Origin of the sequence: Benzoatithermus flavus, assembly GCF_037908215.1 — a bacterium.
Taxonomy (GTDB): Bacteria; Pseudomonadota; Alphaproteobacteria; order Geminicoccales; family Geminicoccaceae; genus Benzoatithermus; species Benzoatithermus flavus.
Genome location: NZ_JBBLZC010000001.1, coordinates 17,277 through 35,836, shown reverse-complemented (window position 1 = coordinate 35,836; position 18,560 = coordinate 17,277). Strand labels below are relative to the sequence as shown.

The following is an 18,560-nucleotide window of genomic DNA, read 5'->3' as shown; positions in this document are numbered from 1 at the left end:
TGCCCGAGGCGGTACGGGGGACGTTAACGCCCGTTCCTGGTACCTGGTACCAGGAACGCTTGGTACCATGAACGCCCGCGAGCCGGTCGGAGGATGCTTGAACGTGAGGAAAGGGGAGTAGCTATGGGCGACACCGAGATCGTCTCGATCCGCGGGCGCGAGATCCTGGACAGCCGCGGCAACCCGACCGTCGAGGCCGATGTCATCCTCGAGAGTGGTGCTTCGGGCCGCGCTGCCGTGCCGTCCGGCGCTTCGACCGGCTCGCGCGAGGCCATCGAGCTTCGCGATGGCGACAAGGGGCGCTATCTCGGCAAGGGGGTCACCAAGGCGGTCGAGGCCATCAACGGCGAGATCGCGGACGCCGTGACGGGCTTCGACGCACTCAACCAGACCGGCCTCGATGCCGCGATGATCGAGCTCGACGGCACCGAGAACAAGAGCCGCCTCGGCGCCAACGCCATCCTCGCCGTGAGCCTCGCCGCGGCGCGCGCCGCCGCGGTCGCGACCGGGCTGCCGCTCTACCGCTATCTCGGCGGTGTGGGTGCCCGCATCCTGCCGACCCCGCTCATGAACATCATCAATGGCGGGGCGCACGCCGACAACCCGCTCGACATCCAGGAATTCATGATCCTGCCCGTGGGCGCGGACACGTTCGGCGACGCGCTGCGCATGGGCACGGAGATCTTCCACAGCCTGAAGAAGCAGCTCAAGGACGCGGGCCACAGCACCGCCGTCGGCGACGAAGGCGGCTTCGCCCCCAACGTCGATACGGAGCAGGCGCTGGCCTTCATCGAGAGGAGCGTGGAAGCCGCCGGCTACAAGCTCGGCGACGACGTGCTGCTCGCCCTCGACGTGGCGTCGAGCGAGTTCTTCGAAGGCGGCAAGTACCGGCTCGCGGGCGAAGGCCGCGAGCTCGATGCCGAAGGCATGGTGCGCTGGCTCGAGTCCTTGTGCGAGAAGTTCCCGATCGTCTCGATCGAGGACGGCATGGCTGAGGGCGACTGGGACGGCTGGAAGCTCCTCACCGAGACGCTCGGCGACGAGGTCCAGCTCGTGGGCGACGATCTGTTCGTGACCAACCCCGCGATCCTGGCCGAGGGCATCGAGCAGGGGGTGGCGAACGCCATCCTGATCAAGGTCAACCAGATCGGCACGCTGACCGAGACCCTGGAGGCGATCCAGCTCGCCACCTCCTGCGGCTACGCCTCGATCATCTCGCATCGCTCCGGCGAGACCGAGGACAGCACCATCGCCGATCTCGCCGTCGCCACCAACTGCGGCCAGATCAAGACCGGTTCGCTCTCGCGTTCCGACCGTCTCGCGAAGTATAACCAGCTCTTGAGGATCGAGCAGCAGCTCGGCGGCGGAGCCATCTACGCCGGGCGCTCGGGTCTCGCGCGCGGCTGAGGACGCCGGAAGGAGGAGGATGGTCGCGACACTGCTCGAGGTGCTGAAGCACCAGCTCAGGGGCCGCTGGCTCGCCGTCCTGGTCACGGCCGTCCTCGTCTATTTCGGCTACCACGCGCTGCACGGTCATCGCGGCCTTCTGGCCTGGATCGACACGAGCCGCGATCTCGAGGCGGCGCGCCAGGAGCTCGCGAAGCTCCGGGCGGAGCGCGCCGAGCTTCAGCGCCAGATCCAGGCCTTCCAGCAGGACTCGATCGACCGCGACCTCCTCGAGGAGGAACTGAGGAAGCTCGGTTACGTGAAGCCCAATGAGGTCATCATCCTGCGCCACGACGACAAGCAGCCGGGAACTTCCGGCTGACCTCTGCATTAGGCGGGCGTGGCCGTGCAGGCGCCGTGCTTGGCGCTGCGGGAAAAGCGTGTAAACAGCAAGCGAGGCCAGGAAACGGCGCCTCCGTCGGTCGGTGGCGTCGCTTGCGCTGCATCGCAGCGCGCGAACGGACAAGGGAGGAGAGGGCCCGATGGCAGCACGAACGTCCGCGAAGGCCGTCGATCAGGACAAGGGTGCGGCACCCCTGCCCAGCGCCGACGAGCTGCTCGGCTATTATCGCGAGATGCTGCTGATCCGCCGCTTCGAGGAGAAGGCCGGCCAGCTCTACGGCATGGGTCTGATCGGCGGCTTCTGCCATCTCTATATCGGCCAAGAGGCCGTCGCGGTCGGCATCCAGCACGCGCTGAAGCAAGGCGACAGCGTCATCACCGGCTACCGCGACCACGGCCACATGCTGGTCTGCGGCATGGACCCGAGGCGGGTCATGGCCGAGCTCACCGGCCGGGTCACGGGCTACTCCAAGGGCAAGGGCGGCTCGATGCACATGTTCGCTCCTGCCCAGGGCTTCTACGGCGGCCACGGCATCGTCGGCGCCCAGATCCCGCTCGGCACCGGCCTCGCCTTCGCGCATCGGTACCGCGGCGACGGCGGCATCTGCGTCGCCTACATGGGCGACGGGGCGGTGAACCAGGGTCAGGTCTACGAGAGCTTCAACATGGCAGCGCTCTGGAAGCTGCCGGTGCTCTACGTCATCGAGAACAATCGCTACGCCATGGGCACGGCCCAGGCACGCGCGGCCGCCGGCAGGCGCTTGTGCGACCGCGGTGAGGCTTACGGCATTCCCGGCCACCAGGTCGATGGCATGGATGTGATCGCCGTCCACGCCAAGGCACAAGAGCTCGTCGAGCAGGTCCGCAACGGTCAGGGCCCCGTCATCCTCGAGGCCATGACCTACCGCTATCGCGGCCACTCCATGTCGGATCCCGCCAAGTACCGCACCAAGGAGGAGGTGCAGGAGATGCGGGAGCGCCACGATCCGATCGAGAATCTGCGCCGGGTCATGGCCGAGCACGGGCTCGCCCAGGAGGACGCGTTCAAGCGGATCGACAAGGAGATCCGCGACATCGTCAACGAGGCCGCGCGCTTCGCCCAGGACAGCCCCGAGCCCGATCCGGCCGAGCTCTGGACGGACGTGCTGGTGGAAGCCTGAGGGCAGCGACGAAGACGAGGATGCGGGCGGCCGGCTCCGTCGGATGGAAGGCTGGCTGCGCCGACAGGGAGACGAGAATGCCGACCCCGATTTTGATGCCGGCTTTGTCGCCGACCATGACCGAGGGCAACCTGGCGCGCTGGGTGAAGAACGAGGGCGATCCGGTCAAGGCGGGCGACGTGATCGCCGAGATCGAGACCGACAAGGCGACGATGGAGGTCGAGGCGGTCGACGAGGGCACCTTGGGCAAGATCCTGGTCCCGGCCGGGACCGAGGGTGTCGCCGTCAACACGCCGATCGCCATGCTGCTCGCCGAGGGCGAGGACGAAAGCGCCCTCGATCAGGCCGTTCCGGCCAGGGAGGCTGCGACCCAGGTGGAGCAGGGTGCCGCCATCCGCAAGCCCGACGCCGACACCGCCATGGGCGAGAAGAAGCCTGCGGCCGAGAGCCCGGCGATGCCGCAGAAGGTGCGCCGCGCCCGCGAGCCCGAGATCCCGACCGGTACCGAGATGGTGCGCCAGACCGTGCGCGAGGCCCTGCGCGATGCCATGGCCGAGGAGATGCGCCGCGATCCCGACGTGTTCCTCATGGGCGAGGAGGTCGCGGAGTATCAAGGTGCCTACAAGGTCAGCCAGGGCCTGCTCGACGAGTTCGGCCCCAGGCGCGTGATCGACACGCCGATCACGGAGTACGGCTTCGCCGGCCTCGGCGTGGGCGCCGCCATGGCGGGCCTCAAGCCCATCGTCGAGTTCATGACGTGGAACTTCGCCATGCAGGCGATCGACCACATCATCAACTCGGCCGCGAAGACCCGCTACATGGCCGGCGGCGAGATCGGCTGCCCGATCGTGTTCCGCGGGCCCAACGGCGCCGCCGCGCGCGTCGCCGCCCAGCACAGCCAGGAATATGGCTCCTGGTACGCGCACTGCCCCGGCCTCAAGGTGATCGCCCCCTACAGTGCCGCCGACGCCAAGGGCCTGCTCAAGGCCGCGATCCGCGACCCCAACCCGGTCGTGTTCCTCGAGAACGAGGTGCTCTACGGCCAGAGCTTCGACGTGCCGAAGCTCGACGACTTCGTGCTGCCGATCGGCAAGGCCAGCATCCTGCGCGAGGGCAGCCACGTCACCATCACCGCCTTCTCCCTCATGGTCGATCGCGCGCTGAAGGCGGCCGAGAAGCTCGCCGAGGAGGGCATCGAGGCCGAGGTGATCGATCTCAGGACGCTGCGCCCGCTCGACGTCGAGACCATCGTGGAATCGGTCAAGAAGACCAACCGCATCGTCTCGGTCGAGGAGGGCTGGCCGCAGTGCGGCTTCGGCGCCGAGATCGCGGCCATCATGATGGAGCAGGCCTTCGACTGGCTGGACGCGCCCGTGGTGCGGGTCACCGGCAAGGACGTGCCGATGCCTTATGCCGCCAACCTCGAGCGTCTGGCCCTGCCGCAGGTGGACGACGTCGTGGCGGCGGCGAAAGCCGTCTGCTACCGCTCCTGACGCCGGCCCAGGGGGAGGAAACATGCCGATCAAGATCCTGATGCCGGCTTTGTCGCCGACCATGACCGAGGGCAACCTGGCGCGCTGGGTGAAGAACGAGGGCGATCCGGTCAAGGCGGGCGACGTGATCGCCGAGATCGAGACCGACAAGGCGACGATGGAGGTCGAGGCGGTCGACGAGGGCACCTTGGGCAAGATCCTGGTCCCGGCCGGGACCGAAGGGGTGAAGGTCAACGAGCCGATCGCACTCCTCCTCGAGGAGGGCGAGGACGAAAGTGCGCTCGAGGGGGCAGCGGCACCCGCCGCCGGCAAGGCCGATGGCGAGGCCGGGCCCGCCCGGGCCGAGGCGGCACGGCAGCCCGCCGCACCGCCCCCGGCGCCGGGCGGAGCGCCCCGCGAGCCGGCGAAGCCGGAAGCCGGCCGCGCCGAGGCGGCCGAGGCCGGCGGGCGCATTTTCGCGAGCCCGCTCGCGAAGCGCCTCGCCCGCGAGGCCGGGCTCGACCTGCGGCAGGTGAAGGGCACCGGGCCGCATGGCCGCATCGTCAAGGCCGACGTCGAGGCCGCCATGAAGGCGCCTCGTCCTGTCGCCGCAGCGCCCGAGGCGCGGCCCGCGCCGGCGCCCGCTCCCGCCGCACCGGCGCCAGCGCCGGCCGCCGCCCCGGGTCCGATTCCCGGCGCTGCCTTCGAGGAGATCCCGCTCTCCAACATGCGGAAGGTCATCGCCCGGCGCCTCACCGAGGCGAAGCGCGACATCCCGCATTTCTACCTGGCGATCGACTGCGAGCTCGATGCGCTCCTTGCCATGCGCACCCAGCTCAACGCCCGCGAGGGCGCGGACTACAAGCTCTCGGTCAACGACTTCGTCATCAAGGCCGTGGCCCTCGCCATGCGCAAGGTGCCGGGGGTGAACGCATCCTGGGGCGGTGACAAAGTCTACCAGTACAAGGACATCGACATCTCGGTGGCGGTCGCGATCGAGGGCGGGCTGATCACGCCGATCGTCCGGAAGGCCGATCAGAAGGGTCTTTCCACCATCTCGAACGAGATGAAGGATCTCGCCAAGCGTGCCAAGGAGGGCAAGCTCAAGCCCGAAGAGTTCCAGGGCGGCGGCTTCTCGATCAGCAATCTCGGCATGTACGGCATCAAGGACTTCCAGGCCGTCATCAACCCGCCCCAGGCCTGCATTCTGGCCGTGGGTGCCGGCGAGAAGCGGCCCGTGGTCAGGAACGATTCGCTCCAGATCGCGACCGTCATGACCGTGACGCTCTCGGTCGACCATCGCGTGGTCGACGGCGCCTTGGGCGCCCAGTTCCTGGCCGAGTTCAAGAAGCTGATCGAGGATCCGCTGGCCCTTCTCCTCTGATCGCGAGCCCGCGCCGCCCGGCCCGTGGAGCCTGGGGCGCAGGCCGGCCCTTCCTCTGCCTTGCCGCGGGGGGAGGGGGCATGCGTCGGCCAACGGGTCGCCTCAGCCCGCGGCCGCCGGATCGTCGACCGCCCCCTCGATGCGTCGCCGGCGCCGCTCCCATGTGCCCGCGATCTGCGGCTTGACGAACAGGACCGTGATCTCGGGATGCGCCTTGCGGATCCGCTCCTCGATCCGGGTCACGCAGGCCTCGATCTCGGGACTCGTCAGCCGGTCCTCGAACTCGAGGCTGAGCGCCGCCACGATCTGGTCCGGGCCGAGATGCACCGTGATCACGCCGTTGGCGCGCTGCACCGCCGGGTCCTCGCCCGCGATCCGCAGCACGGCCGCCTGCAGCTCGGGGCGGGCCGGCTCGCCGATGAGGAGACCCTTGCTCTCGCGGGCGAGGAACAGCGCCGTCGCCGCCAGCACGAGCCCGATCCCGAGCGAGGCGGTCCCGTCGAGCACGGGTGCGTCGAACGCCTGTGCTGTCGCGATGCCGGCGAGCGCGATGCCGAGGCCGAGAAGCGCCGCGCTGTCCTCGAGCAGCACGGTGAAGGTCGTGGGGTCTTTGCTCTGGCGCACGGCGGCGATGTAGCCGAGCCGGCCCTTGGTCGCACGCAGCTCCTTGAACGCCGTCCACCACGACCCGCCCTCGAACAGGAACGAGAGGCCGAGGACGACGTAGTTCGCGGTGCCGTTCTCGATCGGCTCGGGTCGGCGGATGTGCGCCACGCCCTCGTAGAACGAGACTCCCGCCCCCAGCGCGAACACGAGGAGCGCGACGATGAAGCACCAGAAATAGATCTCGCGCCCGTGGCCCAGCGGGTGCGTACGGTCCGGCGGGCGCGCCGCGCGCTTCAGTCCGTGAAGGAGCAGGAGCTCGTTGCCGGTATCCACGAGCGAATGCACGCCCTCGCTCAGCATGGCCGAGCTGCCGGTGAAGGCCGCCGCTCCGAGCTTGGTGAGCGCGATCAGGAGATTGCCGAGGAGGGCGGCATAGACGACCTTCCTCGATCCCGCCTTTGCCGTCATGCCCGCCTCCGGCTTTGGAAGCGCGGCCGCGAGGAAACGCGGGCGGCCACGTCAGCGCGCCCGTGGCTCGCCGGCGGAAGGTGCTCCGGCCGGCTCCGGCGGAACGGCCGCGGTCGGGGCATGGCCGAGCTCGGCCGGCGCGGGATCGGGCACCAGATCGCGACAGGCGTGCCAGGTGGCGTGGCCGATCACCGGCACCGTCACGATGGCGAGGCCGAGATGGGCGGTGGCGGGCCCGAGCCCGGTGATGGCCACGACCAGCACCGCCCAGAGCGGCATCGGTCCCGGATTGTCCTGCACCGCGCGCCCGCTCGTGACGATGGCCGTAATCGTGTCCACCTTGGGCCGGTCCGCCGGCATCGGGATGGAGACGGTGCCGATCGAGAAGGCGAACGGAGCGAACAGCCCGCCTGCACCCACACCCACGATCAGGAAGGGCAGACTCGCCGGCCGCAGGAAGGTGTTGACCACGAGCTCCTCGAACGAGGGCGGGGTCGGGCCCCGCCGGTAGAGCATGCAGATCATGGCCGCGATCCCGAGCCGGATGAGAGCACGAGCAGCAGGATGAAGCCCATCGCCGCGATCTGCCGCGGACTGCACCGGAACACGGCGAACGCCGTGGCGAAGCTCACCCGCTCGCCCGCGGCGAGCCGCAGCCGACCTCGTAGAACGCGACGGCGAGGATCGGGCCCACGATCATGAACCCCGTCGCCAGCGGCGGGACCGGATGGAGGAAGCCGCCCCGCCACAACCCGAAGGTGAGCGCCCAGCCCGAAAGGGCGAAGACGGCGCCGAACGCGTCAGGCTGGCCGCCGCGGCTGCCACGAGATCGCGCCAGCCGCGCCCGAGCCACAGCCGGGACCGGCCGAGCTCGATCCGCCGGATGATCGGCACCATCACGTCGAACGACGTCACCAGCTCGGCCATGGACGTCTTCCCCGTTCTCTCCGTCACGCCGGCAGAGCGCCGCTCGCATCGAAATCAACGCCCGGCAAGGCATCGCGTTGCGTGCTCGGCCGTCGATGAGCATACACGGCGGCTGGGCATGCGGGTCGCAAGGCGGGTCCGAAGCCCGCCGCCTTGCCGGAAGCCTGCTCTTGCGACCTCGACCAGGGCCTCGCCCCGGATCGGCTGCCGCCGAGCGCGACGCCGTAGCCGTTCCGTGTGGCTCGATGCGATGAATGTTCTAGGATAATCTTCCTTATCGACTCGACTCCGGCCGCCGCGCAGGAATGGGCGATCGATGCATTGCGAATTTGCACGAACGATTTCAGAAAGCTCCGTCGGATCAATGGCTAAGCCGTCGAGTGTTGGTGGATTGACCGGGCTTTGCCCGGCTTTCGCGCCACCTTCGCCACCCTCGAACGTTGACAAGGACGCCTCGATCGGACAACCGGCTGCTGGCAGGTCTGCCTGCCGCAAGGAGAGGGGGAGGAAACCCGTGGCACAGAGCTTCGATCTGGTCGTCGTGGGCGGTGGTCCCGGCGGGTACGTGGCGGCGATCCGCGCCGCCCAGCTCGGCATGAAGACGGCTCTGGTCGAGCGCGAGCATCTGGGCGGCATCTGCCTGAACTGGGGCTGCATCCCGACCAAGGCTCTCCTGCGTTCGGCCGAGGTGCTCGAGCTGATCCGCCATGCCGGCAGCTACGGTCTCGCCGCCGACAATCCTCGCTTCGACGGGGCGGCCGTGGTCAAGCGCAGCCGCGCGGTGGCACAGCAGCTCAACCGCGGCGTCGGTCATCTCCTCAGGAAGAACAAGGTCACGGTGTTCGACGGCCACGGCCGGCTCGCCGGCAAGGGCAGGCTCGCCGTCAGGCTCAACAAGGGCGGCGACGAGACACTTCAAGCCGAGCACATCGTGCTCGCCACGGGCGCGCGTGCGCGCCAGCTCAAGGGCCTCGAGGCCGACGGCAAATTGGTCTGGACCTACAAGGAGGCCATGGTCCCGGAGACCATGCCGAAGTCGCTCCTCGTCGTCGGCTCGGGCGCGATCGGCATCGAGTTCGCGAGTTTCTACCGCTCGATGAACGCCGAGGTCACGGTGGTCGAGGTCCTGCCGCGCATCCTCCCCGTCGAGGACGAGGAGATCTCGGCCTTCGCCCACAAAGCCTTCGAGAAGCGCGGCATGAAGATCCGCACCAACGCCACGGTGACGGCGCTCGACAAAGGAGAGAACAGCGTCACGGCCACGATCGAGAGCAACGGCAAGAGCGAGAAGCTCACGGTCGAGCGCGTGATCATGGCGGTGGGCATCGTCCACAACATCGAGGATATCGGCCTCGAAGGCACGGGCGTCGAGATCGAGCGCGGCCGCATCAAGGTCGACCCTTGGGGCCGCACCGGCGAGCCCGGTGTCTATGCCATCGGCGACGTGACCGGCCCACCCTGGCTCGCGCACAAGGCCAGCCACGAGGGCGTGGTGTGCGTCGAGAAAATCGCAGGGGTCGAGGGTGTGCATCCGCTCGACATCTCCAAGATCCCGGGCTGTACCTACTGCACGCCGCAGGTCGCGAGCGTGGGCCTGACCGAGCAGGCGGCGAAGGAGGCGGGCTACCAGGTCAAGGTCGGCAGGTTCCCGTTCATCGGCAACGGCAAGGCGATAGCGCTCGGCGAGCCCGAGGGCATGGTCAAGACCGTGTTCGACGCCAGGACGGGCGAGCTTCTGGGCGCTCACATGATCGGCGCGGAGGTCACCGAGCTGATCCAGGGCTACGTTCTGGCTCGGACCATGGAGGCGACCGAGGAAGACATCTTCCACACCGTCTACCCGCACCCGACCCTGTCCGAGATGATGCACGAGGCGGCGCTTGACGCCTACGGCCGAGCCATCCACTTCTGAGCCCATGACCACGATCACCGTCCTCGACCGCAAGAGCCTGCCCCGGAAGCCCGCCTGGATCCGGGTCAAGGCCCCGACCTCGACCGGCTACCACGAGACGAGGGCGCTCCTGCGCGAGAAACGGCTGCACACGGTCTGCGAGGAGGCGGCCTGCCCCAACATCGGCGAGTGCTGGCACCAGAAGCACGCGACGGTGATGATCCTGGGCGACACCTGCACGCGGGCCTGCGCCTTCTGCAACGTCAAGACCGGGATGCCGAAGCCTGTCGATCCCGACGAGCCGCGGCATCTGGCCGAGGTCGTGGTGACGATGGGCCTCGAGCACGTGGTCATCACCTCGGTGGATCGCGATGACCTCCCCGACGGCGGGGCGCATCAGTTCGTGCGCTGCATCGAGGCGATCCGCAAGGCGCGGCCGGAGACCACGATCGAGATTCTGACCCCCGACTTCCTCAGGAAGCCCGGTGCGGTCGAGGCGGTCGTCGCCGCCAGGCCCGACGTCTACAACCACAATCTCGAGACCGTGCCGCGGCTCTATCGCGGCGTGCGGCCGGGGGCGCGCTACTTCCACTCCTTGCGCCTCTTGCAGAAGGTGAAGGAGCTGGACCCCTCGATCTTCACCAAGTCCGGGATCATGGTAGGCCTGGGCGAGGAGAAGCGCGAGGTCCTGCAGGTGATGGACGACATGCGCTCGGCCGAGATCGATTTCCTCACCATCGGCCAGTATCTCCAGCCGACGCCGCGCCACCACCGGGTCGAGCGCTTCGTCGAGCCCGCCGAGTTCGAGTCTTACGCCCGTGCCGCGCGCGCCAAAGGCTTCCTCATGGTCTCGGCCTCGCCCTTGACCCGCTCCTCCTACCATGCCGGGGCCGACTTCGCCCGACTGCGCGCAGCCCGGAACGCGCAGCTCGCTCGGGGTGTTGCTGCCGCATCCGAACTCGTCGCCATCTGAAGGCCATCGCCCCATGCCGACCCACGCCGAGAAGCGGATCCTGCCCTATCGTCCCGAGGACATGTTCGATCTCGTGGCGGGTGTGGACCGCTACCCCGAGTTCCTGCCCTGGTGCAAGGCGGCGCGGATCACCCAGCGCGATGGCAACGTGTTCTATGCCGACCTCGTGGTGGCGTTCAAGGTGTTTCGCGAACGCTTCACCTCGAAGGTGACACTACACGACAAGTCGCTGATCGACGTCGAGTATATCAACGGCCCGTTCCGCTACCTCAACAACCACTGGAAGTTCGACCTTGCGCCAGAAGGCTGCGTGGTGGACTTCTATGTCGACTTCGAGTTCCGCTCGAAGATCCTGCAGAACCTGATCGGCCTTCTGTTCAACGAGGCCGTGCACCGGATGGTAGCAGCCTTCGAGGCCCGCGCCCGGCAGCTCTATCGGCCGGTGACCCAGCCGGACGCAGCGCCCGAGGCCCACATCATGGCCGATCCGGCCGTGGGCGGCTGGCGCGGCTGAAGCTGCGGCTCTCCCCTTTCTCCTGACCGTTCGTGGCGCGGCCGCTCCGGCAGCCGCTTGACCGGGCACGCGTTCCGTGCGATTTTAATGACTGACCAGTCAGTTGCCGGAGGCGGCCATGTCGCCGGTTCCGCGCCGCCGCAAGGACGCCCGGCCTGCCGAGCTTCTCGAGGCGGCGCTCGAGGTCTTCGCCGAGAAGGGCTTCGCCGCGGCGCGGATGGAGGACATCGCCGCCCGCGCGGGCGCGGCCAAGGGCACCATCTATCTCTACTTCCCGAGTAAGGAGGCGGTGTTCGAGGCGCTCGTGCGCTCGGCCATCGTCCCCAATCTCGAGCGGGCCGAGGCGCTGGCGGCTGCGCACCAGGGGCCGGTGGCACCGCTCCTGCGCGAGCTCATGGGCCTCCTCGAGACCATGATCCGCGACTCGCGGCTCGTGGTGCTGCCGCGCCTCATGATCGGCGAGCTCTACAAGTTCCCCGAGCTCGCCCGGTTCTATCGCGCGACCGTGATCGACCGCGGCCTCGGCCTGATCGCCGCCATGCACCGGAAGGGGGTCGAGCAGGGCGAGTTCCGGCCGGAAGACAGCGACGCCGTGGCCCGGCTGGTGATAGCACCCGTGCTGCTCATGGCCATCTGGCGCACCGTGTTCGCCCCTTACGGCGACGAGCCGTTCGACCCGGCGCCGGTGCTGCGGGCTCATGTCGAGATTCTGCTGCGCGGCCTGGCGCCATGAGCCGTGTTGCCGCCCTCTTCCTGATCCTGCTGCTCGCCGCCTGCGAGCGGCAGGACGGGCGCTGGCTGCAGGGCTATGCCGAAGGCGAGTATCTGCGCCTCGCCGCCCCCGAGGCGGGCTGGGTCGAGAGCCTGGCCGTGCAGCGCGGCGACCGGGTAGAGGCGGGAGCGCCTCTGTTCGCCCTCGAGGCCGGAAGGCAGCGTGCCGCCGTGCGCGAGGCCGAGGCCGGGCTGGCGCGGGCCGAGGCCCAGCTCGCCGACCTGAAGCAGGGCAAGCGCCCGGAGGAGATCGCCGAGATCGAGGCCGAGCTGGCGCAGGCGCGGGCGACGGCCGCTTATGCCGAGCAGGATCTGCGCCGGCAGGAGAAGCTCGCCCGTTCCGACGTGGCGGCCGAGGCCCGCCTCGATCAGGCCCGCTCCGCAGCGGATGCCGCGCGGGCAAGGGTCGCCGCCATGGAAGCGCAGCTCGCCGCTGCCCGCCTGCCGGCGCGTGCCGACCAGATCGCGGCCGCGAGCGCCGCCGTCGAGAGCGCTCGGGCGGCACTCGCCCAGGCCCGCTGGCAGCTCGACCAGCGCACCGTCCGCGCTCCGGCGGCGGCCCTGGTCGAGGACACGCTCAGGAAGCCCGGCGAGTGGGTGCCGGCCGGCGGGATCGTGGTCAGCCTCCTGCCGCCGGGGAACGTCAAGGTGCGCTTCTTCGTGCCGGAAACGGCCCTGGCCGGCATTCGGGTGGGCCAGCGCGTGGGCCTGCGCTGCGACGGCTGCGCCGCAGGGCTCGCCGGCACGGTGCGCTACGTAGCGCCCGAGGCCGAGTTCACCCCGCCCGTGATCTACAGCATCGGCCGCCGGGAGAAGCTCGTGTTCCTGGTCGAGGCCTGGCCCGACGAGGGTGTGGTGCTCCATCCCGGCCAGCCGGTCGACGTCGCCGTCGGGACCGGGTGAGGACAGGGGGCGATGGCGCCGGTCATCGACGCGCGCGGGCTGGTCAAGCGCTTCGGCGGCCGCACGGTGGTCGACGGCCTCACGATCCGGGTCGAGCAGGGCCAGATCTGCGGCTTTCTCGGTCCCAACGGCAGCGGCAAGACCACGACCATCCGCATGCTCTGCGGCCTGCTGACGCCCGATGCCGGCAGCGGCACCTGCCTCGGCCTCGACATCGTCAGGGATGCCCGGGCGATCAAGCGCCAGGTCGGCTACATGACCCAGCGCTTCAGCCTCTACGAGGATCTCAGCATCGAGGAGAACCTCGACTTCGTCGCCCGCCTCTACGCGCTGCCGCGGCGCCGCGAGCAGGTGGCGCAGGCTTTGGACCGGCTGGGGCTCAGGGGGCGCAAGGACCAGCTCGCCGGCACGCTCTCGGGCGGCTGGAAGCAGCGCTTGGCGCTCGCCGCCTGCATCCTGCACGAGCCGAAGCTCCTTCTTCTCGACGAGCCCACGGCCGGAGTCGACCCCAAGGCTCGGCGCGAGTTCTGGGACGAGATCCACGGCCTCGCCGCCGCCGGCATGACCGTGCTGGTCAGCACCCACTACATGGACGAGGCCGAGCGCTGCCATCGCATCGCCTACATCGCCTATGGCCGGCTGCTCGCCGAGGGCACCATCGCCGAGGTGGTCGAGCGCTCGGGCCTCGTGACCTGGAAGGCGGAAGGGCGGGGGGTGGACGAGGCGGCGCGCGCGCTCCAGGGCCGGCCCGGCGTCGAGATGGTGGCTCCCTTCGGCGCCACGCTCCATGCCAGCGGCACCGACGCGGCGGCGCTCGAGGCGGCGATCGCCCCCTGGCGCGAGGGGCGTGGCCTCTCATGGGAACGGATCGAGCCCACGCTCGAGGACGTCTTCATCCACCTCATGGCCGAGGCCAGGAACGACGCGGCATGAACGACCGGCTGTTCTCCTTCCATCGCCTGATCGCGATGATCCTCAAGGAGTTCATCCAGATGAGGCGGGACCGGCTGACCTTCGCCATGATGGTGGGCATCCCGGTGATCCAGCTGCTGCTGTTCGGCTATGCCATCAACAGCGATCCCAAGCGCCTGCCCACGGCCGTCCTGTCCTATGACCGGAGCGATCTCGGCCGCAGCTTCGTCGTAGCGCTCCAGAACACCGGCTATTACCGCGTGGTGCGCATCGCCGAGAGCCGCGAGGAGCTCGACCGGCTGCTCGACACCGGCGAGGTGCTGTTCGCGGTCACGATCCCGGCCGGCTTCGCAAGGCGACTGATCCGGGGCGACCGGCCGCAGCTCCTGATCGAGGCCGATGCCACCGATCCCGTCGCCGCCGGCAACGCACTGGCCGCCCTGGGCACGCTCGGCACGACCGCACTCGCCCACGACCTGAAAGGACCGCTGGGCGAGCTGAGCCCACGTCCGCCGCCGTTCGATCTGCGCGTCCACCGCCGCTACAACCCGGAAGGGCTCACGAGCTACAACATCGTGCCGGGCCTCGTCGGCACCATCCTCACCATGACCATGGTGATCATGACCGCCCTCGCCGTCACCCGCGAGCGCGAGCGGGGAACCATGGAGAACCTGCTCGCCATGCCGGTGACACCGCTCGAGGTGATGCTGGGCAAGCTCCTGCCGTTCATCGGCGTCGGGCTGATCCAGGTCGCGATCATCGTCGGTGCCGCCCGGCTCCTGTTCGGCGTGCCGATGCTGGGCAGCACCACCGTGCTGGCGGCGAGCCTTCTCGTCTTCATCGCCGCCAACCTCGCCATGGGCTACCTGTTCAGCACGCTCGCGAAGAACCAGCTCCAGGCGATGCAGATGTCGTTCTTCGTCTTCCTGCCTTCGATCCTGATGAGCGGCTTCATGTTCCCCTTCAAAGGCATGCCGGCATGGGCTCAAGTGATCGGCGAGGTTCTGCCCCTCACCCATTTCTTGCGGATCGTGCGCGGTGTCATGCTGAAGGGCAACGGCTTCGCCGAAGCCTGGCCGAACCTGTGGCCGCTGCTCCTGTTCCTCGCCGCCGTCGCGACCCTGGCCGTGGCGCGTTACCAGCGCACGCTCGATTAGGCCGCGGACCCAGGGCCGTAGGCTGCGAAGAACACGCGCAGCACCTCGTCGAGGTGGCGCTCGACCTCGGCCTCGTCCGGGGCCGTTCCGACCGCGAACAGCAGCCGCTTCAGGATGCCGGAGCTGCACAGGTCGAGGAAGAACTGGGCCGCGACGCTGGTGTCCGCGATCGCGAGCCGGCCCACCGCCACCTGCCGGTCGAGATAGGCCGCGAGCCGTGCGATGCCCTGGCAGGGGCCCGCCTGGAAGAACACTTGGCCGATGCGCGGGAACTTCTCGGCGGCGCCGATCACCATCCGCACCGAGGAGACGTGCTCCGGCCGCGTCATCATCGCGATGAAGCTCTTGCCCAGCCGCCGCAGCACGGCGCGGGTGTCGGGATCGTCGGCATCGAGCCGGAACAGCGCCTCGGCGAGGCCGGCACGCTCCTCCAGCGTCAACGCCTCGAACAGCGCCTCCTTGCTTTCGAAGTAGGTGTAGAGCGTGCCCTTCGACACGCCCGCGGCCTTCGCGATCTCGCCCATGCTGGCACCGTCGAAGCCCTGGTGCAGGAAGACGCGCCGTGCACCCTCGAGCACCTGGCGTCGCTTGGCGCTGTCGGCGCAGCCGGTCTCGAAGGCATCGAGTTTCTGCATGTCCGCTGTTCGTCCGCCGTATTGACCGAACCGTTCGGTTAGGACATATAGGTTCCAGCATCTCTCCTTGTCAATCGGCGTGCCGCGATGACCGAACGGTTCGGTCGATCGGTCGGGCGCGTGATCCGGAGGCGTCCTCGCCCATGGCGTTCGACCAGGATTCGTCGGCTGCGCTCGACAGCGATTCCCTGGCCCAGGTGTCGGGCGGGTCGGAACCGACGCCCGAGCGCGAGCGGGTGCACCCCATGGCGCGCGCCGCGCCGGCGCAGCCGAAGGCGGCCCCGCCGGCGGCATCGGTCCCGGCACCGGCCGCACCGTCGGCGGGGCCGGCCAAGCCTGCGCAGCCGCGGCGGCCGTGGCGCCGGCTCGTCCTCGTCGCGGTGCTGGCTGCCGCCCTGGGCTATGGCGGCTACGAGGCCCGGCACTGGTGGACCGAAGGCCGGTTTCTCGTGGGCACCGACGATGCCTACGTCCAGGCCGACATCACGCTTCTCGCCGCGAAGGTGTCGGGCTACGTCGCCTCGGTCGAGGTCGCGGACAACCAGGCCGTGAAGGCCGGCGACGTGATCGCGCGCATCGACGATGGCGACTACCGCCTGGCGCTGCAGGCGGCACGTGACAAGCTCGCCACCCAGGACGGCACCATCGCCAGGATCGCCCGGCAAATCGAGGCGGCCAAGGCGTCGGTGGCGCGCGCCGAGGCGCAGCTCGCGGCGGCGCGCGCCGACGCCGCGCGGGCGGCGGCGGACTATGCCCGCCAGGTCCAGCTCGCCCGCGCCGACTTCGCGAGCAGGGCGCGCCTGGACCAGGCCACGGCCGATCGCGACCGCTCCGAGGCGGCGGTGCGCAGCGCCGAAGCCGCGCTGGCCGCCGAGCGCGCCAACGTCGACGTGCTGGCGGCGCAGAAAATGGAGGCCGAGCGGGTCGCGGGCGAGCTTAGGACGGCGGTCGCCAAGGCCGAGCGCGATCTCTCCTTCACCGTGATCCGTGCGCCGATCGACGGCATCGTCGGCAACAGGGCGATCGAGGTCGGCGCTTTCGTCCAGCCCGGCACCCGGCTTGCAGCACTCGTCCCTCTCGACAGCATCCACGTCGACGCGAACTTCAAGGAGACGCAGATCGAGGGCATCGCCCCCGGCCAGAAGGTCCGCATCAGCGTCGACGCCTTCCCGGACCGCGACGTTCCGGGCACGGTCGAGAGCATAGCACCGGCCTCGGGCTCGGTGTTCAGCCTGCTGCCGCCCGAGAACGCGACCGGCAACTTCACCAAGATCGTCCAGCGCGTGCCGGTCAGGATCGCGGTGGCGCCCGAGGTCGTGCGCGAGGGAATCTTACGGCCGGGCCTCTCCGTCGTCGTCGACGTGGACACGCGCTCCGCGCCGGCCGCGTCCGAGAAGCTGGCGCAGCGCTGAGGTCGATGCGCATGGCAGCTCCAGGGGTGGTGCCACCGCCGATCGACAGGCGCCGGCTGGTCACGTTCGTCTTCATGGTGTTCGGGATGTTCATGGCCATCCTGGACATCCAGATCGTCTCGGCGTCCCTGTCCGAGATCCAGGCCGGCCTGTCGGCGAGTGCCGACGAGATTTCGTGGGTGCAGACGAGCTACCTGATCGCGGAGGTCATCATGATTCCGCTCTCGGGCCTGCTCTCGCGCGTGCTCTCGACCCGCTGGATGTTCGCGCTCTCGGCCGGCGGCTTCACCCTCATGAGCCTGATGTGCGCCTTCTCCTCCTCGATCGAGGAGATGATCCTCTGGCGAGCACTCCAGGGTTTCATCGGTGGCGGGATGATCCCGACCGTGTTCGCCGCCGCCTACACCATCTTTCCGCGCGAGCGTCAGAGCCTGATCTCGCCCGTGATCGGGCTCGTGGCGACGCTCGCCCCCACGATCGGCCCGACGATCGGCGGCTACCTCACCGACCTCTTCTCCTGGCACTGGCTGTTTCTCGTCAACATCGTGCCGGGCATCGCGGTGACGGCGGCGGCCTGGCTTCTGATCGACTTCGACCAGCCGCAGCTCTCGCTGATCAGGACCTTCGACTGGTGGGGTCTCCTGTTCATGGCGGGTCTTCTGGGCTGTGCCGAGTACGTGCTGGAGGAGGGGCCTGCCGACGACTGGTTCGAGGACGGGACGATCCTGACGCTCACCTGCGTCGGCCTCGCCGCGGGCATCGCCTTCTTCTGGCGCGTGCTCACGACGCAGCATCCGATCGTGGACTTACGCGCCTTCACGAACCGCAACTTCGCCGCCGGCTGCGCCTTCAGCTTCATCATGGGCATCGGCCTCTACGGCCTGACCTATCTCTACCCGCTCTACCTCGCCCGCGTGCGCGGCTACTCGGCCCTGCAGATCGGCGAGACCATGTTCGTCACCGGTGTCTGCATGTTCCTGATGGCACCCGTGGCCGGGCGGCTCATGCGCCTTCTCGATCCACGCGTGATGATGGCAGCGGGCTTCATGGGCTTCGCCGTCGGTACTTGGATCGTGACCGGCCTCACCAAGGACTGGGACTTCTGGGAACTGCTCCTGCCGCAGGTCTGCCGCGGCGTGTCGCTCATGATCTGCATGGTGCCGATTAACAACATCGCCCTCGGCACGCTGCCGCCCGACCGGCTCAAGAACGCGTCCGGCCTGTTCAACCTCACCCGCAATCTCGGCGGTGCGGTGGGGCTCGCCCTCATCAACACCGTCCTCAACGACCGGCTCGACCTGCACCTGGCACGCCTGCACGAGACCGTGACGTGGAGCAGCGCAACAGCGGTCGAGCGGCTGAACGGGCTGACCCAGAGCCTCTCGGCTCTGGGCTCGGATGCGGGCTCGGCCGCGCTCGAGACGCTGGCACGTCTCGTGCGCACCCAGGCGCTGGTGATGTCGTTCGCCGACGTGTTCCTGATCCTCACCTTCCTGTTCGTGGCGATGGCGTGCCTGACGCCCCTCATCAAGCGGTCGCAGCTCGCGAGCGGCGCTGGCGGCGGCCACTGAGCGAGGGCTCAGGGGA

Annotated in this window: 18 protein-coding genes; 14 read left to right on the top strand and 4 right to left on the bottom strand. The window is 69.1% G+C overall.

Features of this window, described 5'->3' with window-relative positions; translation table 11 throughout:
• Positions 1–123: 123 nt before the first annotated feature.
• The 5 genes from eno to U1T56_RS00140 all read left to right on the top strand — a co-directional run bounded on the left by eno (position 124) and on the right by U1T56_RS00140 (position 5,804).
• A complete protein-coding gene (gene eno / locus U1T56_RS00160) occupies positions 124–1,407 on the top strand; it encodes a phosphopyruvate hydratase (RefSeq protein ID WP_418157402.1) in 1,284 nt (427 codons plus the stop codon).
• A 19-nt stretch (positions 1,408–1,426) separates the two neighbouring features.
• Entirely contained in the window at positions 1,427–1,768 is a 342-nt protein-coding gene (locus U1T56_RS00155; RefSeq protein WP_418157401.1) for an FtsB family cell division protein, read from the top strand.
• A 160-nt stretch (positions 1,769–1,928) separates the two neighbouring features.
• Positions 1,929–2,948, top strand: coding sequence for a pyruvate dehydrogenase (acetyl-transferring) E1 component subunit alpha (gene pdhA / locus U1T56_RS00150; RefSeq protein ID WP_418157400.1), 1,020 nt, complete (start codon positions 1,929–1,931; stop codon positions 2,946–2,948).
• Positions 2,949–3,025: 77 nt separating this feature from the next.
• Positions 3,026–4,441 (top strand): pyruvate dehydrogenase complex E1 component subunit beta, encoded by a 1,416-nt coding sequence (locus U1T56_RS00145; protein WP_418157399.1) that lies wholly within the window; start codon positions 3,026–3,028, stop codon positions 4,439–4,441.
• A gap of 22 nt (positions 4,442–4,463) precedes the next feature.
• Positions 4,464–5,804 carry a pyruvate dehydrogenase complex dihydrolipoamide acetyltransferase gene (locus U1T56_RS00140; RefSeq protein ID WP_418157398.1) on the top strand — a complete coding sequence of 447 codons (1,341 nt, stop codon included), beginning with the start codon at positions 4,464–4,466 and terminating at the stop codon, positions 5,802–5,804.
• 102 nt (positions 5,805–5,906) lie between these two features.
• On the opposite strand, the gene U1T56_RS00135 is transcribed toward U1T56_RS00140, so the two are convergent.
• The 3 genes from U1T56_RS00135 to U1T56_RS00125 form a co-directional block, all read right to left on the bottom strand.
• The gene (locus U1T56_RS00135) at positions 5,907–6,878 is read right to left on the bottom strand and encodes a cation diffusion facilitator family transporter (protein ID WP_418157397.1); all 972 of its coding nucleotides are present in this window, start codon (positions 6,876–6,878) and stop codon (positions 5,907–5,909) included.
• Positions 6,879–6,929: 51 nt separating this feature from the next.
• Positions 6,930–7,403: a DUF2189 domain-containing protein gene (locus tag U1T56_RS00130; RefSeq protein WP_471683462.1), complete on the bottom strand. Its 474-nt coding sequence runs from the start codon at positions 7,401–7,403 to the stop codon at positions 6,930–6,932.
• Positions 7,404–7,506: 103 nt separating this feature from the next.
• Complete coding sequence (locus tag U1T56_RS00125) at positions 7,507–7,731, bottom strand: hypothetical protein (RefSeq protein ID WP_418157395.1); 225 nt, start codon at positions 7,729–7,731, stop codon at positions 7,507–7,509.
• A 588-nt stretch (positions 7,732–8,319) separates the two neighbouring features.
• Between U1T56_RS00125 and lpdA the strand changes: the two genes are divergently transcribed.
• The 7 genes from lpdA (at position 8,320) to U1T56_RS00090 (ending at position 14,926) form a co-directional block, all read left to right on the top strand.
• Complete coding sequence (gene lpdA / locus U1T56_RS00120) at positions 8,320–9,717, top strand: dihydrolipoyl dehydrogenase (protein WP_418157394.1); 1,398 nt, start codon at positions 8,320–8,322, stop codon at positions 9,715–9,717.
• 4 nt (positions 9,718–9,721) lie between these two features.
• Entirely contained in the window at positions 9,722–10,669 is a 948-nt protein-coding gene (gene lipA / locus U1T56_RS00115; RefSeq protein ID WP_418157393.1) for a lipoyl synthase, read from the top strand.
• 13 nt (positions 10,670–10,682) lie between these two features.
• Positions 10,683–11,183 (top strand): type II toxin-antitoxin system RatA family toxin, encoded by a 501-nt coding sequence (locus U1T56_RS00110; protein ID WP_418157392.1) that lies wholly within the window; start codon positions 10,683–10,685, stop codon positions 11,181–11,183.
• 118 nt (positions 11,184–11,301) lie between these two features.
• The gene (locus tag U1T56_RS00105) at positions 11,302–11,916 is read left to right on the top strand and encodes a TetR/AcrR family transcriptional regulator (protein ID WP_418157391.1); all 615 of its coding nucleotides are present in this window, start codon (positions 11,302–11,304) and stop codon (positions 11,914–11,916) included.
• Positions 11,913–12,857 carry an HlyD family secretion protein gene (locus tag U1T56_RS00100; protein ID WP_418157390.1) on the top strand — a complete coding sequence of 315 codons (945 nt, stop codon included), beginning with the start codon at positions 11,913–11,915 and terminating at the stop codon, positions 12,855–12,857. Before U1T56_RS00105 ends, U1T56_RS00100 begins: the two co-directional genes overlap by 4 nt.
• A 12-nt stretch (positions 12,858–12,869) precedes the next feature.
• Complete coding sequence (locus tag U1T56_RS00095) at positions 12,870–13,790, top strand: ABC transporter ATP-binding protein (RefSeq protein WP_418157389.1); 921 nt, start codon at positions 12,870–12,872, stop codon at positions 13,788–13,790.
• Positions 13,787–14,926 carry an ABC transporter permease gene (locus U1T56_RS00090; protein WP_418157388.1) on the top strand — a complete coding sequence of 380 codons (1,140 nt, stop codon included), beginning with the start codon at positions 13,787–13,789 and terminating at the stop codon, positions 14,924–14,926. The genes U1T56_RS00095 and U1T56_RS00090 overlap by 4 nt, the downstream gene beginning before the upstream one ends.
• Here the strand turns inward: U1T56_RS00090 and U1T56_RS00085 are convergent.
• Positions 14,923–15,561: a TetR/AcrR family transcriptional regulator gene (locus U1T56_RS00085; protein ID WP_418157387.1), complete on the bottom strand. Its 639-nt coding sequence runs from the start codon at positions 15,559–15,561 to the stop codon at positions 14,923–14,925. The genes U1T56_RS00090 and U1T56_RS00085 overlap by 4 nt on opposite strands.
• Before the next feature lie 143 nt (positions 15,562–15,704).
• On the opposite strand from U1T56_RS00085, the gene U1T56_RS00080 reads away from it, so the two are divergent.
• Positions 15,705–16,973, top strand: coding sequence for an HlyD family secretion protein (locus tag U1T56_RS00080; RefSeq protein WP_418157386.1), 1,269 nt, complete (start codon positions 15,705–15,707; stop codon positions 16,971–16,973).
• 11 nt (positions 16,974–16,984) lie between these two features.
• A complete protein-coding gene (locus U1T56_RS00075; protein WP_418157385.1) occupies positions 16,985–18,544 on the top strand; it encodes a DHA2 family efflux MFS transporter permease subunit in 1,560 nt (519 codons plus the stop codon).
• The last annotated feature ends 16 nt before the right edge of the window (positions 18,545–18,560 follow it).

Excerpts from the sequence above, each read along its gene's own strand:
- eno (WP_418157402.1), top strand. The coding sequence starts at position 124 with ATGGGCGACACCGAGATCGTCTCGATCCGCGGGCGCGAGATCCTGGAC.
- U1T56_RS00155 (WP_418157401.1), top strand. The coding sequence starts at position 1,427 with ATGGTCGCGACACTGCTCGAGGTGCTGAAGCACCAGCTCAGGGGCCGC.
- pdhA (WP_418157400.1), top strand. The coding sequence starts at position 1,929 with ATGGCAGCACGAACGTCCGCGAAGGCCGTCGATCAGGACAAGGGTGCG.
- U1T56_RS00145 (WP_418157399.1), top strand. The coding sequence starts at position 3,026 with ATGCCGACCCCGATTTTGATGCCGGCTTTGTCGCCGACCATGACCGAG.
- U1T56_RS00140 (WP_418157398.1), top strand. The coding sequence starts at position 4,464 with ATGCCGATCAAGATCCTGATGCCGGCTTTGTCGCCGACCATGACCGAG.
- U1T56_RS00135 (WP_418157397.1), bottom strand. The coding sequence starts at position 6,878 with ATGACGGCAAAGGCGGGATCGAGGAAGGTCGTCTATGCCGCCCTCCTC.
- U1T56_RS00130 (WP_471683462.1), bottom strand. The coding sequence starts at position 7,403 with ATGATCTGCATGCTCTACCGGCGGGGCCCGACCCCGCCCTCGTTCGAG.
- lipA (WP_418157393.1), top strand. The coding sequence starts at position 9,722 with ATGACCACGATCACCGTCCTCGACCGCAAGAGCCTGCCCCGGAAGCCC.
- U1T56_RS00110 (WP_418157392.1), top strand. The coding sequence starts at position 10,683 with ATGCCGACCCACGCCGAGAAGCGGATCCTGCCCTATCGTCCCGAGGAC.
- U1T56_RS00105 (WP_418157391.1), top strand. The coding sequence starts at position 11,302 with ATGTCGCCGGTTCCGCGCCGCCGCAAGGACGCCCGGCCTGCCGAGCTT.
- U1T56_RS00100 (WP_418157390.1), top strand. The coding sequence starts at position 11,913 with ATGAGCCGTGTTGCCGCCCTCTTCCTGATCCTGCTGCTCGCCGCCTGC.
- U1T56_RS00095 (WP_418157389.1), top strand. The coding sequence starts at position 12,870 with ATGGCGCCGGTCATCGACGCGCGCGGGCTGGTCAAGCGCTTCGGCGGC.
- U1T56_RS00090 (WP_418157388.1), top strand. The coding sequence starts at position 13,787 with ATGAACGACCGGCTGTTCTCCTTCCATCGCCTGATCGCGATGATCCTC.
- U1T56_RS00085 (WP_418157387.1), bottom strand. The coding sequence starts at position 15,561 with ATGCAGAAACTCGATGCCTTCGAGACCGGCTGCGCCGACAGCGCCAAG.
- U1T56_RS00080 (WP_418157386.1), top strand. The coding sequence starts at position 15,705 with ATGGCGTTCGACCAGGATTCGTCGGCTGCGCTCGACAGCGATTCCCTG.
- U1T56_RS00075 (WP_418157385.1), top strand. The coding sequence starts at position 16,985 with ATGGCAGCTCCAGGGGTGGTGCCACCGCCGATCGACAGGCGCCGGCTG.